This is a genomic window from Sinorhizobium arboris LMG 14919, assembly GCF_000427465.1.
GTDB classification, from domain to species: domain Bacteria; phylum Pseudomonadota; class Alphaproteobacteria; order Rhizobiales; family Rhizobiaceae; genus Sinorhizobium; species Sinorhizobium arboris.
This window is the reverse complement of sequence record NZ_ATYB01000008.1, coordinates 925,294-939,161: the sequence shown is the minus strand read 5'-3', so window position 1 is coordinate 939,161 and position 13,868 is coordinate 925,294. Positions and strand designations below refer to the sequence as shown.

Annotated in this window: 11 protein-coding genes; 3 read left to right on the top strand and 8 right to left on the bottom strand. The window is 63.2% G+C overall.

Features of this window, described 5'->3' with window-relative positions; genetic code table 11:
* Positions 1-7: 7 nt before the first annotated feature.
* The 3 genes from SINAR_RS0104915 to SINAR_RS0104905 form a co-directional block, all read right to left on the bottom strand.
* Positions 8-991: an ABC transporter permease gene (locus SINAR_RS0104915; protein WP_027998033.1), complete on the bottom strand. Its 984-nt coding sequence runs from the start codon at positions 989-991 to the stop codon at positions 8-10.
* A 76-nt stretch (positions 992-1,067) separates the two neighbouring features.
* Positions 1,068-2,168 (bottom strand): extracellular solute-binding protein, encoded by a 1,101-nt coding sequence (locus tag SINAR_RS0104910; protein WP_027998032.1) that lies wholly within the window; start codon positions 2,166-2,168, stop codon positions 1,068-1,070.
* 87 nt (positions 2,169-2,255) lie between these two features.
* The gene (locus tag SINAR_RS0104905; protein WP_027998031.1) at positions 2,256-3,239 is read right to left on the bottom strand and encodes a LysR family transcriptional regulator; all 984 of its coding nucleotides are present in this window, start codon (positions 3,237-3,239) and stop codon (positions 2,256-2,258) included.
* A 202-nt stretch (positions 3,240-3,441) separates the two neighbouring features.
* Between SINAR_RS0104905 and SINAR_RS0104900 the strand changes: the two genes are divergently transcribed.
* The gene (locus SINAR_RS0104900) at positions 3,442-4,521 is read left to right on the top strand and encodes an NAD/NADP-dependent octopine/nopaline dehydrogenase family protein (RefSeq protein ID WP_027998030.1); all 1,080 of its coding nucleotides are present in this window, start codon (positions 3,442-3,444) and stop codon (positions 4,519-4,521) included.
* Between the two features lie 19 nt (positions 4,522-4,540).
* Here SINAR_RS0104900 and SINAR_RS0104895 read toward each other — a convergent pair whose 3' ends face one another.
* From SINAR_RS0104895 to SINAR_RS0104885, 3 genes are all read right to left on the bottom strand, one after another.
* A complete protein-coding gene (locus tag SINAR_RS0104895; RefSeq protein WP_027998029.1) occupies positions 4,541-5,248 on the bottom strand; it encodes a sulfite exporter TauE/SafE family protein in 708 nt (235 codons plus the stop codon).
* The gene (locus SINAR_RS0104890; protein WP_027998028.1) at positions 5,245-6,645 is read right to left on the bottom strand and encodes an amidohydrolase family protein; all 1,401 of its coding nucleotides are present in this window, start codon (positions 6,643-6,645) and stop codon (positions 5,245-5,247) included. Before SINAR_RS0104890 ends, SINAR_RS0104895 begins: the two co-directional genes overlap by 4 nt.
* 113 nt (positions 6,646-6,758) lie before the next feature.
* Positions 6,759-8,108: a uracil-xanthine permease family protein gene (locus SINAR_RS0104885; protein WP_027998027.1), complete on the bottom strand. Its 1,350-nt coding sequence runs from the start codon at positions 8,106-8,108 to the stop codon at positions 6,759-6,761.
* A gap of 151 nt (positions 8,109-8,259) precedes the next feature.
* Here SINAR_RS0104885 and SINAR_RS0104880 point away from each other — a divergent pair, with 151 nt between their 5' ends.
* Positions 8,260-9,255 (top strand): substrate-binding domain-containing protein, encoded by a 996-nt coding sequence (locus SINAR_RS0104880; RefSeq protein ID WP_027998026.1) that lies wholly within the window; start codon positions 8,260-8,262, stop codon positions 9,253-9,255.
* Positions 9,256-9,262: 7 nt separating this feature from the next.
* Here SINAR_RS0104880 and SINAR_RS0104875 read toward each other — a convergent pair whose 3' ends face one another.
* Both SINAR_RS0104875 and SINAR_RS0104870 read right to left on the bottom strand, forming a co-directional pair.
* Entirely contained in the window at positions 9,263-11,776 is a 2,514-nt protein-coding gene (locus SINAR_RS0104875) for a TRAP transporter permease (RefSeq protein ID WP_027998025.1), read from the bottom strand.
* A gap of 251 nt (positions 11,777-12,027) precedes the next feature.
* The gene (locus tag SINAR_RS0104870) at positions 12,028-13,011 is read right to left on the bottom strand and encodes a TAXI family TRAP transporter solute-binding subunit (protein ID WP_027998024.1); all 984 of its coding nucleotides are present in this window, start codon (positions 13,009-13,011) and stop codon (positions 12,028-12,030) included.
* Positions 13,012-13,422: 411 nt separating this feature from the next.
* Here SINAR_RS0104870 and SINAR_RS0104865 point away from each other — a divergent pair, with 411 nt between their 5' ends.
* Positions 13,423-13,782, top strand: a complete 360-nt coding sequence (locus SINAR_RS0104865) for a DUF2188 domain-containing protein (protein WP_027998023.1) — start codon at positions 13,423-13,425, stop codon at positions 13,780-13,782.
* The last annotated feature ends 86 nt before the right edge of the window (positions 13,783-13,868 follow it).

Below are 13,868 nucleotides of genomic sequence, written 5' to 3'. Positions count from 1 at the left end.
GGTCTCCTTACATCAGCCGGACGGAACGGCCGCCGATCACCCGCATGAAAAGACCGACCGTCGACAGCGAAACTGCGAGCAGCAGCATGGCGAAGGCGGCGCCTTCGGGCCATTTGTCGTTCGAGGAGTGGAAGAGCGTCGCGATCACTTCGGGGAAGATGACCGTATTCGGACCGCCGAGCAGGAGCGGTGCCGCGAAGACCCCGACGGAGGTGAGATAGACGAGGCTGCAGCCGGAGACGATGCCGTCCTTGGACAAGGGCAGGATCACGCGGCGGAAGCGCTGGAATGGGCCGGCGCCGAGGTCGGCCGCCGCATGAATGAGCGGTGTCGGTATCTTCTCGATAGCCGAATAGAGCGGCAGCAACATATAGAGTGCCAGCAGGTAGATGACGCCGAAGCTCAGTGAAAACGAGGTGTAGAGCATCGGGATCGGCCGGTCGATGAAGCCGAGTTCGCGCAGCGCCACATTGACCGCGCCGCGGTTGGCGAGAAGCATGATGACCGAAAAGGTGCGGATCAGTTCTCCCGCCCAGAACGGAATGAGCAGAAGCAGCAGGGCGCGCATGCGGTTCTTCGGCTGAACGATCTTCGCAACGTAGTAGGCGACCGGATAGACGAGCACCAAGGTCGAGACCGTGACCACTGCCGCGAAGATGAGACTGCGGACGAAGGGCATGAAATAGAGCTGGTCGGAGAAGAACAGCTCGTAATTGGCCAGCGTGTAGGCGGAGCCTCCGTCCGGTGCCGGCGGATAATCCGCCATGAAGCTGATGCGGCCCATCTGGAAGATGGGCCCGATATGCAGCGCTGCAATCCACAGCAGGGGGACGCCGGCGAGCATTGCCAGGCGCACGCGGCGGCTGTCCGCAAGGCGTCCGATGGTGTGGCGATAAAGACCCGACCCGACCGCCTTGCCGATCCATCCGGCATAACGGGGCGTCGGCGCGGTCTTCGCGGATCGGGCATGCGTTGTCGTTGTGTCTACCATTGTCGTTCCAGCTCGGGAGAAGCGCTCTCTCACGGCCGGCCAAAGGGGACCGGCCGTGTCGGGCTTCGGCGATCGGTCAGGCCGCCTTGATCTCGGCCACCGCTTTGTCGACCATCTCGTTTTTCATGTCGCGGTTTACGGAGCTGAAGAACTGGATGCGCGCGGTCTGTTCCTGCGGCAGGGACATGGCGGCACGCTCCTTGTCGTTCAGCACCTTGTCCACCCCGTCGAATGCGGAAGCGAAGCCCGACTGGCGGCTCATCGCAGCGCCGATTTCCGGGGAGGAGAGGATAGCGTCGAGGAAGGTATAGGCGGCATCCGTATTCGGTCCGTTCTTCACCACGTTGAAGGAGTAGAGGAAGCCATAGGTCCCCTCCTTCGGAACCGATATCTCGATCGGATGTCCGTCCATGATCAGCTTCGCGGCGGGGCCGGACCAGCTATGGCCGACATAGATGTCCTCGTTGACGAACATCTGCTGAACCTCGGAGCCGGCGTCATAGTATTTGCGTACCATGTCCTTGTGCTGGATCAGGAAGTCGCGCGCCTTGTTGGTTGCGGCCTGCGCCTCCTCCGGCTTGCCCTCATAGGCGACGAAGTCGCCGTCATTGCCTTGATAGCGCATGGTGATCTGAAGGAAGTCGGAAATGATGTAGGAGGTCAGCCCTTTGTATTCCGGGTCGAACATGATGGCCCAGCTGTCGGAGGCCTTGGTATAGTCCGTGTTGCGGGCAAGGCCTTCGAAGCCGGCAAGCAGCGGCACGCCGTAGACAGAACCGTCTACGGTAAGCTGGGGTGCACCCTTGTATGCGGAGGCGAGCTTGTCCCAGTTCTTCAGCCGGCCGGTGTCGAGCGGCGAGAGCAGATTGGAGCCGATGAACTGCGGCAGACGATGGCCGGTGACCGTGACGATGTCCGTCGAGGGCGTCTCGCCTTCGGCGGAGAGCACGTTGTACTGCTTGCCCTGATCGTCGGTCAGGCGAATGCGCACTTCGATGCCCGTATCCTTCTGAAACTGGTCGATGAAGGACTGCGGAACGAACTTGTCATAGGTGGTGATGTTCACGACCTTGGACTGGGCAAATGCCGGGCGGATGATAGCTGGCGCCGCCAGCACGCCCGTGCCGGCGGCGAGAAATTTCAGCGTGGAGCGGCGGGTTGCGGTGAAGTCCTTCATGTCATTCTCCTCTTTTGGTTCTAAGTCTCGTTATTGTGCAGCGGATGCTTTCTTGGGGTTGGCTCTGCAGCAGAGCGGTTTCGCGCGCTAGCGTGCGTCTGGATCGGCCTGATCTCCTCCCAAGATCATTTCAGCGGCGCGATTGGCGTGGCGCGGGTCGTGAGCGGTAAATCCCGGGATGCAGGCGGAAGCGATCTGGATGATCGCCTGGATCAGTTCGCGTGAGCTGTCGGACAACGGGCGCGCGGCGGCGGAAAAGATCGCCCAGGGGAAGGGAATGTCGACGTCGAGCGGACGGACCGCGACATTGGCCAGCTTCAAGCCGTAGGCTGTCGCAGGCTCGACGATTGCGACGCCGAGCCCCGTCGCTGCGATCTGTACGGCATTGACCGAAACGCTGGTCGCGATGATCCTGGCCGGGCGGATATTCGCTGCCTCCAACGCTTTGTCCACGCGGCGGCGCAGGCGGAACGGATTGGCCATCGTGATGATGTTGCGTCCGGCAAGGTCGCCTATCGAAATCACCTCGCAGGCGGCAAGAGGATCGTCTTGCGCCACGGCGGCAACGCAAGGCCCCTGGAACACACCGTGCGCTTCCAGTCCCGGCTGGTCGGCCGGCAGAGACGTGACGCAGAAATCCGCCGTGCGGGCCAATACCGATTGCACCGCCGCCTCTGCCGGCAGGCTGCGCAGATGGATCTTTCGCGGCAGCAGTTTTTCCGGCAACGCCGCGAGCGCCAAAGGGATGATGCCGCTGGCGAAAGCCGGGATGGCGACGATCTCTATCGGCTGCGGCTCCTTTTCCGCGATTGTCCTTGCCCGCTCCCGCAAATGGCCGATGCCGCTCAGAAAGCGCTCGGCCTCCGCGTGGAACGCGATCCCCTTTTCGCTCGGCGCGATCTTCGGACCGTTGCGGTCGAAGAGCGCGAAGCCGACGGAGGTTTCGAGATCCTGGATAAGTCGCGTGACCTGCGACTGGGAACGATCGAGCAGCCGGGCCGCACCCGTGATGCTGCCGGTGGACATCACCGCAAGAAAGGCCTCGAGTTCCCGTATCTCCATAAGGATCATGCGCCCAGTGCATTATAGCTGTCTCATACTGCATAAAACGTATCTTAAGCGCCAGTGACAAAGGACAATTTTTCTTTTCGGTGCTATCCAGTGAAAAATCTGCGGTTTCCCGGCCGGATGCTTTCGCGACGAGCGGCTGGGGACCGTGAGGGCAAGGGCGAAAAAACATGGACGTCATCCGAGAAAGGAAGTCGGAACCACGATGCGTATAGGTATTCTCGGCGCCGGGGCGATCGCCTTCGGCATGGCGGCTTTCCTGGCGAAAGCCGGTCATCACCCGGTCCTGTGGTCTCCTTCCGGTGCGCGCACGCGTAAACTGGCTGAGGGGGAGCCGCTGACGGCGACAGGCGCCGTCGAGTTTTCCGGCCGGGTGGCGGTTGCCCGCGACGGCCGAGAGGCGGTCGCGGATGCCGACGCGGTCATCGTTGCCCTGCCGGCCAATGGCCACCGCCTGGCCTTCGATGCCGCGCTGCCGCACCTGAAGTCCGGCCAGCCCGTAATCGTCAGCTCGCACAGTTCCTTCGGCGCGCTCTATCTTTCGAAGCGGCTGGCCGGGCGCCGGGTTTCCCTGCCCATTATCGTCTGGGGCACGACCCTTCTGACCGGCCGCCAGCAGCCGGACGGCGCAAGCGTTTCCGTCAATACGGTTCGCCAGAAAATCGACGTCGCCACTTTGCCGAAGGCTGCCGCAGCCGAGGGGAAGGCGCTGTGCACCGAACTCTTCGGCGACCGCTTCGTCGAGCGCGATGGGCTTCTGGCCATTTCGCTTTCCAATCTCAACCCGCAGAACCATCTGGGCATCGCGCTTCTCAACCTGACCCGGATGGAGAAGGGCGAGAAATGGGGGCAGGGCGAGCATGTGACGCCGGCTGTTGGACAATTGATCGAAGCTCTCGACGCGGAGCGGCTGAAGATCGCCGAAAGCTTCGGTCTGTCGGTCAGAACCGTACGCGAACATTTCTCCCTGTCCTTCCATGTGCCGATCGGCACGGTTTCGGACATGAACCAGCAGATGCACATCGAAGGAAGAGGCGGTTTCGGCCCGGCCACGGCCGACAGCCGGTACATCTATGAGGACGTGCCCTTCGGGCTCGTCCCCACCGGTCTGCTTGGAAGGATCGCCGGCCACCCCGCTGTTCTGCACGAAGCGGGAACGAGCCTGTTTTCCGCTGCAATGAACCGCAACCTTGCCGCCGACAACGACCTGCTGCCGGAGCTTGCGCTCGACAGTCTCTCGCCCGCCGCCCTCGGAGAGCTGTGCGATCAGGGTTTCACGGCCTGACGGCGAGGAGGCGTGGGGCCTACCGCACGATCAGAAAGGCCCCGCTGGCCAGCGCGAAGGTAAGCACGCCCAAGCGCAGGCCGCGGCCGCGAATATGGTCGTGCGTCAGCCGCGACAGAGCGCTTCCGAGGAGAACCGCCGGTGCGAGGTAGAGCGCAGCCAAGAGCTGGTCCGCTCCGAGACGTCCTGCAAAGGCGAGTATCACGAGCGACATGATTTCGCCCACAAAGAAGCACACCGCCACGGTTGCCCTGAGTATCGGTCCCTGGGCATGCTGGTAGAGGAGAGCGAGCGGCGGTCCGCCAATGCCGGTCGCCGTTTCGGTCACACCGGTGAACAGTCCGACGCCGAGCGCGCTCGGGCGACCCGGTTCGAAGGGCGGTGCGAAGAGTGCGGCGGCGGCCGCGATGACCGTGAACCAGCCGACGGCCAGGTCCAGCTGCTGGGTCGAGAGCGCGGCGAGCAGCCACAGACCGGCAAAGGTGCCGGCAAACCTGCCGAGCGTGATCCATTTCGCGCCGGACCAATCTACCGCCGACCGTTCCCGCCAGGCGACGTGGAAATTGAGCGGCAGCATCAGAAGAAGCAGCGTCACCGGCAGCAGTTCGGGCTTCAGGAGACCGACGACGGGCGCCACGATCAGTGCGAAACCGATGCCCAGCGCACCCTGGATGAACGACGAGACGAAGGTTACGGCGCTCAGGATCGCAAAAAGGCCGAGGGTCATCCGAAATGCCCCAGCGCCCGATGCTCGGCCGACAGCTTGTGGACGCGCTGGATCGGCGCCCTTGCGATGGCATCGGCTGTAACCTCGCGCACCTCGGCAAGAAGAGCGTGTGCATCCCATCCGACCGGCCAGCCCTGCCAGAGACGGAGCTGCCCGGCGGTGAAGACTGCGTCGATCTGGTCGCGATTGCCGTAGCGCACGAGCTCCCACATGAGATCGTGGGAGGGGGTGAATTCAGGACGATCCAGGTCGACCAAAAGGAAATCGGCGGCAAGCCCCGTGCGGATCGCACCGGTCGCTCCGGCGAGACCTGCGGCATCGGCTGCCTGAGCGGTTGCCCGCTCGACCCAAAGCCAGCCGCCGCCGCAGGAGGAGTCGCCTGTCGCGAGGCCGAAGCCGGCGCGTTGCAGGCCTTCTGCGGCATCCATCAGACGGAAGCCGTCGGCGCGCGTCCCGTCCGTCCCCAATCCGAAGCGGATGCCGAGTGCGGCCATCTGCAGGGCGGGCGCGATGGCATTGCCCTTCCAGAGGCTCGCGACCGGATTGTAGGCGACGGCCGTGCCGCTGTCGCGCAACAGGTTCAGTTCGTGCGGCGTCACGAGCGTGGAATGGGCGATCAGCACATGCGGGCCGAGCGCGCCGAGATGGGCGAGATGCTCCAGCGGACGTCGGCCGTTTGCGACCAGCGAGCGCTCCACGGCGACGAGGTGTTCGTTGACATGGGTCTGGAATATCGCTCCCGCTTCACGTGCCATCTGCGAAACGTCGGCCAACATATGGTCGCTGGCCGCCTCCGGAATGGAAACAGCGAGCGAGGCATGAACGAGAGGGTCGCCCTCGAAGGCGGCCAGGTGTCTGGCTGCATTTTTGAGGATCGTCGTGCGTTCGGGGACGACGGCGGCTCCGCCGAGGTCGTTGCAGATCAAGCCTATGACGCTGCGCAGGCCGGTTTCCCGCGCTGCCCTTATCAGCGCGTCGCTGTGGCCGGCAGAACGCGTGCCCGCATCGACGGCGGCGGTAAAGCCGCCGCGCAGGCACTCGAGCGCCGCAAGCTTTGCGGAAAGATAAACCATCCGTTCGTCGAGACTGCCTTCGAGCGGCACCCATATCCGGCGAAAGATCTCGGAAGGCTCGCCGAAAACAAGCGATTTTCCGAGGGACTGGGTGAGATGGGTATGTGTGTCGATGAAGCCGGGCATCGCCAGATGATGCGGCAGGTCGATCGGTGTCAGATCTGGGTTCCGGCTGCCGACGAGCCCAACGGCACCGATGTCCGTGAAGCGCCCGTCACGGACCACTACACCCATTCCGGATCGGGGCCCGTCCGGCAGGAGAACCTGGCCGGGGTGAAGCAGGAAATCACCGCTGGCCAGTAACTTGTCGCGCAGTTCCGTCACTTTGTATTCCCTTAAATTTCAGCTTCGACGCTGGCTGTGGCCTTTTCGGCGGCGACCAGAGCATTCCCGTTTCTCTCCGAACCGCGGAAATGCTCTGACCCTTTGTTTTGCCGCTATTCCGGACGGAAAACCGCTGCGCATTTTTCCTGGAATTGCTCTAGAGGCAGGTGTTGAAAAAGAGCGTTGACGATCACCGCCGTGATGGTTCCGGCGGCAAGGCCGTTGGCCAGGATCATCTGGCTCCATTGCGGAAACTGGCTGTAGACGCCCGGGACAAGGATCGGCAGAAGCCCCATGGAAAGCGCCGCCGCGAGCGTGAACATCGGGCCGTGCTCGCGCAGATCGACGCGACGCAGAAGATCGATTCCGATCACGCCGATGATCGAGAACACGATCACGGCCGTTCCGCCGACGACGGGGCCGGGCAGGGCATTCGCCAGGCGACCGACCGGCGCAAACAGGGCGATGAGGACGAGGATTACGCCGGCCGTTGCGGTGACGTAGCGGGACTTGACGTTGGTTGCCCGGACGATCCCCACATTTTCGCCGCTGGTGATGATGAGCGAGGTTCCGAACAGGCCGCCGACGAGCGAGGCGACCGCATCGCCGCGGATGGTCGAGGGCACGATCGCGTGAGCGTCGCCCCGGCGGCCGACGATCTCGGCGGTGGCGACGGTCTGCCCCGTAGCTTCGGCCATCGATATGATCGAAAACACGATCAGCGGAAGGGCGGCGAAAAAGTCGAACTTCGGCATTCCGAACGGAAGAAGCTGGGGCACTGCAATCACCGGTCCCTCGAAGATGCCGGAAAGGTCCATGTGACCGGCTCCGATGGCGATTGCCGAACCGGCGATGAGACCGAGCATCACCGAAATCCGCTGGAGCGTACCCGTGAAGACTCTTGCGAAGATGACCGTCAGCGCGATCGTGGCAAGGGCAAGCCCGACATTCATCGGATCGGCGAAGCCTTCGCTCCCCTGCTTGCCGGTGATCGTGCCGCCATAGATGCGCACGAGGTTCACCGATACGAGGAGGAGCATCGTCCCGACCACGATGGGCGGGAAATAGCGCAGCAGCCGCCGGAATACCGGCAGCGCCAGGAAGTAGAAGCCGGCGGTGAGGATCACCGCCCCGACGGCGGTCTGCACGTCGGTCTGCTGGGCGATGGCAAGAAAGATCGCGATCGGCGCGCCACCCGGCACCATGATGAAAGGCAGCCGTGCGCCGAAGCCGGCCGGCCCGAAACTCTGCAGGATGGTGCCCAGCCCGCAGATCAGAAATGTCGCACTGATCAGCGACACCGTCAGAGCGTCGGAGAAACCGAGCGCCTTGCTTACCAGAAATACGGCGGTAATCGGCGAAGCAGCCATCACCAGCACATGCTGAAGACCGAACAGAACCAGGCTGCGCGGCGGCAGCACTTCGTCCGTCGGGTCGATTGAATCGATTTTGTTCCCGGTCATTTGATCTCCTCCACGCCAGCCTCTCTCCTGCTGGCTATGCAAATCGTTTTGCATAGGACGTGATAACACGTTTTTTGCCGTTAGCAAATCGATTTGTAAAATCGGCGTCGCGATGCCATCATCCGGGCCGGTTCATGGACGGGGTGTTCGCATGGCAAGATCGACGATCGTGGAGTTGGCGAAGGCGGCAGGCGTGTCGCCGACCACGGTTTCCCATGCCTTCAGCGGACGGCGCTATGTCGACCCCGAGACGAAGGCCAGAATTGTGGCGCTGGCCGACAAGATGGGTTACCGGGCCAATCCCCGGGCCCGCAGACTGAGAACGGGCGGGGCGGGGATCATCGCGCTGGCATCGTCAATGCCCTTTGCGGTCGCTGCTGGCCCTGCGAGGCTGGGCTTCCTGATGGAGATCGCCGCCGCCGCTGCCGTTACGGCTCTTTCGCGGCATCTCGCTCTCTGCCTGGTGCCCCCTTTGGAGCCCGACTCCAATCTCGATTCGCTGGAGGTCGATGGCGCCATCATCGTCGAGCCAATGGTTGAAGACCGTCTGCTTGACTTCTTCTCGGCCCGCGGCGTGCCCGTTGTCTCGATCGGGCGAGCGCCGGGGAGGAAGGACATTCCGTCGGTGGATATCCAGAGCACTGCGACGGCCCGGCTGATGCTGGAGCACCTTGGCGCGAATAGCCGCCGCGTCGGTCTGATCACCGGCGAGCAGCGGCGCAATTCCTACATCGAGACCGAAGCCGCCTATGCCGCTTTCGCCGCGGAGAGAGGGTTTTCACCCGTTGCAATCCGGGTCGACGAAGGCGGTGGCGACTCCGAGGCGGCGGCGGCTGCTGAAACGCTCCTTCGGAGCAATCCGGATATCGACGCGTTATGCGTACCTGTCGACGCCTTCGCCACGGGCGTGCTCGATGCCGCCCGATCGCTCGACCGTTCCGTTCCGCATGGGCTGCGACTCGCCACGCGCTACGACGGGATGCGGGCAAAACTCTCGACGCCGCCATTGACAGCTGTCAACCTGCATCTGGATCAGGTCGCGGAAGCAGCGATCGACCTTCTGATCGCAGCGATGGAGGGCAAGGAGCCCCCACAGCATGCGATCGCCCCGCCGCTACTGGTCGTCCGGGAATCTTCGGCGGCGTGACTGCCCCTTATTTGCGCGCGGCCCCCGGCAGGCCGGCTCGGCTGCGGTCGGCCCTTTTTCGCGCGAATTGCAGGCCGGCGATGCCGGCAGTCAGAGCCAGGGCAATTCCCACCGGGATAGCGCTCGAAGGCTGATCGGCCTTTTTCAACACGGCAACGACATCATAGCCGACATCGAGGCCGATGCGTTTGGCGTAGGAGCCGAAGGCAACATTGCTGATCATCAAACTGTCGCCCGCCGGCGTGACCGTAAGTCCGATCGACCGCAACCGTTGAAGCGGTTCGCCGGGCTCGCCGAGCGGCACATTGACGGTCTTGCGAACCTCGTCGCCCATCAGGTCGAAGCCCTGGACCACGAAGTTGATCCGGCCCTTCGCCGGCGCCTCCTCGACGGCCCGCAGGAACTCGGAGGCCGGGAGCTCTTCGTAGGGCGGCGTGATCTGGTTAAGCCACCAATCGGGGCGGAACAGCGTGAAGCAGACGAGCAGCAGCACCGCGCTCTCCCACAGCCGGCTTTTCGTGACGAACCAGTTCATCGTCGCAGCCGAGAAGATGAGAATGGCGGCGAGCGATATGACGGCAATCCAGATCGTGTGCGCCCAGGTATCGACGCCGATGAGCAGGATCGCCGGATTGAAAATGAAGACGAACGGCAGGATCGCGGTGCGCAGCGAATAGAATGCGCCCTGAAAGCCCGTGGCGATAGGGTCTTCCTTGGAAATCGCCGCCGCGGCGAAGGAGGCCAGCCCGACGGGCGGCGTGATGTCGGCCATGATGCCGAAATAGAAGACGAAGAGGTGGACTGCGATCAGCGGTATGGCGAGGCCCGCCTGCGAGCCGAGTTCGACGACGACAGGTGCCATCAGCGTGGCCACCAGGATGTAGTTGGCGGTGGTCGGAATCCCCATTCCGAGCACCAGGCTGATCGCGGCGATGAGGACAAGCATCATGATGACGTTGCCGCCCGAGATGAACTCGACGAGTTCCGTCATCATCAGGCCGAGGCCCGTGAGTGTGATCGTTCCGACGACGATGCCGGCCGTGGCGGTGGCGACTGCGATGCCGATCATGTTGCGCGCGCCGAGCGCCAGCCCGTCGGTCAGGTCCCAGGCGGCGGCGCGGAGGGCAGTTGCAAGATGCTCGTTGCGGAAAATCGCCATCAGAGGCTTGCGGGTGGCGACGATGGCGATGATCGTCAGCGTCGCCCAGAAGGCCGAAAGCCCGGGCGAAAGCTGCTCGACCATAAGGCACCAGAGCAGGACGATGATGGGGATGAGGAAATCGAGCCCGGTTCGCGTCACATCCCAGGCCCGCGGCAGCTCCAGGATCGGCGTGTCGGGGTCGTCGAGCTCCAGGTCGGGATAGCGCGACGAATACCAGATCGTCGCGATATAGAGCGCCACCCCGGCAATCGCGAGCAGTAAAGGTGCGCCTGCTCCGAAGGCGGCCCGGATGGCAATGATCCCGTAATAGAGAAGGCAGATTGAAAGCACGCTGCCGGCAAGCCCGATGCCCATGCGGAGCCACCGTTCGCGCATCGGGGTCGGGCGCTGGGGGATCGGCTGCATGTTCAGCTTCACCGCCTCCAGATGCACCATGTAGAGAAGGGCGATATAGGAGAAGACCGCCGGCAGCAGGGCATGTTTGATGATTTCCGCGTAGGGAATGCCGACATATTCGACCATCAGGAATGCGGCGGCGCCCATGACGGGGGGCATGATCTGGCCGTTTATCGAGGCCGTGGCCTCGATCGCGCCGGCTTTCACTCCGGAAAGCCCGGTGCGCTTCATCAGCGGAATGGTGAAGATGCCGCCCGACACGACATTGGAGACCGATGAACCGGACACCACGCCGTTCAACGCCGATGAGACCACCGCCACCTTGGCCGGTCCGCCCCGCAAATGTCCGAGCAGCGCGATCGAGATCTGCATCATCCAATTGCCGGCACCGGCTTTCTCGAGCAGCGTTCCGAACAGGACGAAGAGAAAAACAAAACTCGTAGACACGCCCAGCGCAATGCCGAACACGCCCTCCGTCGTCAGCCACTGATGGTTGATGAACTTCACCAGAGAGGCACCGCGGTGTTGGATGACCTCGGGCATATACTGGCCGGCGAAGGTGAAGAAGATGAAGACGCCGGCGACGAATACCATCGGCAGGCCGAGCGCGCGGCGTGTGGCTTCGAGCAGAAGCAGGATGCCGGCGGTGCCGGTGACGAGATCGAGCGTCGAGGGCTGGCCGGGCCGGCCGGCAAGCGCGCCGTAAAAGAGGAACAGATAGGCGCCGGCGAAGGCGCCGAGCGCTGCGAGCACCCAATCGGCGAGCGGTACCCGGTCGCGGGGCGACCGTTTGAGCGCGGGGTAGGCAAGAAAGGTCAGGAACAGCGCGAAACTGAGATGGATGGCGCGGGCTTCGGTATCGTTGAGGATGCCGAAGCCAAAGACGAAGGGCAGTGGGGACGCGTACCAGAGCTGGAACAGCGACCAAGCCACAGCGGTGCAGAGCAATATCTGCCCCGTCAACCCTTTGGCGTTGCGTCCACCGGTATCCGCTTCGGCGACCAGCTGCTGGAGGTCGACATCGACCTGCTTTCCTTGAACTTCGCTCGTGACACCCTCCCATGCTTTTTTGCCGGCGGGCCTACAGCATGCGTCCTTTGGCCGTAGCCGATTGAAGGACAAGAACATGCGGCATTCAAGGGCTACAGCGACCTTCGCGTGTCTGATCAGACGCGCAGCGCTGCAAGCCCGCCGGTTGAGTCAGACGGCGAAGCTTACTTCAGCCAACCCTTTTCCTTGTAGTATTTTTCCGCGCCCGGATGCAGCGGCGCCGACAAGCCGTCCTTGATCATCTTGGCGGGCTCGAGATTGGCGAATGCCGGGTGCAGCGACTTGAACTCGTCGAAATTCTCGAAAACCGCCTTCGTCAGGGCGTACACGCTTTCCTCAGGAACATTGGCGGAGGTCACGAGCGTGGCCAGAACGCCGAAGGTCTGCGTGTCTTCCGGATTGCTGTTGTAAAGGCCGCCGGGGATGGTCGCCTTGGCATAATAGGGATTGTCGGCGACCAGCTTGTCGACGGCTTCGCCGGTCAGCGGCACCAGCTTTGCGCCGCAGGTGGTCGTCGGATCCTGAATATTGGCGGAGGGGTGCCCGACGCCGTAGAAGAAGCCGTCGATCTTGCCGTCGCAAAGCGCCGGTCCATGCTCGTCCGCCTTGAGTTCGGATGCGAGCGAGAAGTCGGCGAGCGTCCAGCCCATCGCGCCGAGCAGACGCTCCATGGAAGCGCGCGTTCCGGAACCCGGATTGCCGACATTGAAGCGCTTGCCCTTGAAGTCCTCGAACTTCGTTACGCCGGCATTCGGATGAGCCAGCACGGTGAACGGCTCCGGATGAATCGAAAAGACTGCCCGGAGGTCGGAATGCGCGCCGCCCTCCTTGAACGCCTCCTCGCCCTTGAAAGCGTTGAACTGGACATCGGACTGCGCCATGCCGAAGTCGAGTTCGCCTTCCTTGATCGTGTTCACGTTGAACGCCGATCCGCCGGTCGATTCGACCGAACAGCGGATGCCGTGCGTCTTGCGGTCCTTGTTCAGGAGCCGGCAGATGGCGCCGCCCGCGGCATAGTAGACGCCGGTGACGCCGCCAGTGCCGATCGTCACGAACTTCTGCTGCGCCATGGCGCTGCCCGAAAACAACAATGCTGCCGAGAGAGCGGCGATCTGCGCTCCGCGCAGGGTAATCCGTTCATGTTTCATCAATTTCTCCCATAATGCTTCGCGTGCCATTGCAGCCGTCCCGAGATTTATGCCTGCAGGTCCAGGCGTCTTGTCGGACGCGCAAAGGTCGCAGCGGCAGTTTGTAATACACGCAGAAGGCACGTGCGCGCATGTTACGATCGTTGCGCTTTATCAAGCAAGGGGAATACTTGGCAAATCGGTCGATCGAAAAAACGGTTGATCGAAGCGGCCGTCTCGTCTGACGGCGCCCGTGCCAGCGGCGACCGTCGCGCCCGATGGCGTTCGCTCGCGCCCCGGCCTCGCGTCCGGCATCGACATGCCGTCACGAATTTCCGGCCGGGAGCTGGCAACAAGCTGGCCCGCGGATGCTGACGATCGCGGAACCAAGAAAGGTGCCGGATGTTTCTCCCATCTAACGGGAGCAGCGCCATGGCAACTGTACGCTATGAAATCGTAGAGCATGACGGGGGCTGGGCCTATAAAGTCGACGACGTCTTCTCCGAGGCCTTTCCTACCCATGCCGATGCATTGGCCGCAGCCGAAATCGCGGCGCGTCACCACGAACTTCCCGGCTCGACCGAGGCCATCGAATTCCAGGACCCCGACGGCCGCTGGCATGAGCAAGTCGCCTCCGGCTTCGATCGCCCGCACACCAGGGTCGTCGATACCCCGGCGGCCCGGCGCGCGACAGATCGCCCGAGCACCGCCGAACCTCGCCGCCCTCTCCAGACCGCCGTAATACTCGCCGGCCTCGGCTTGGCGATCGCGTTCCTTCTTCGCAGGCATTGAGGCAGGTTGGCGCCGAACCTCCATCACCCTGGACAATGCGCTCTCCGCGGGGTGGCGGCACAGTGCGGCTAATGACGAGCTTGAAG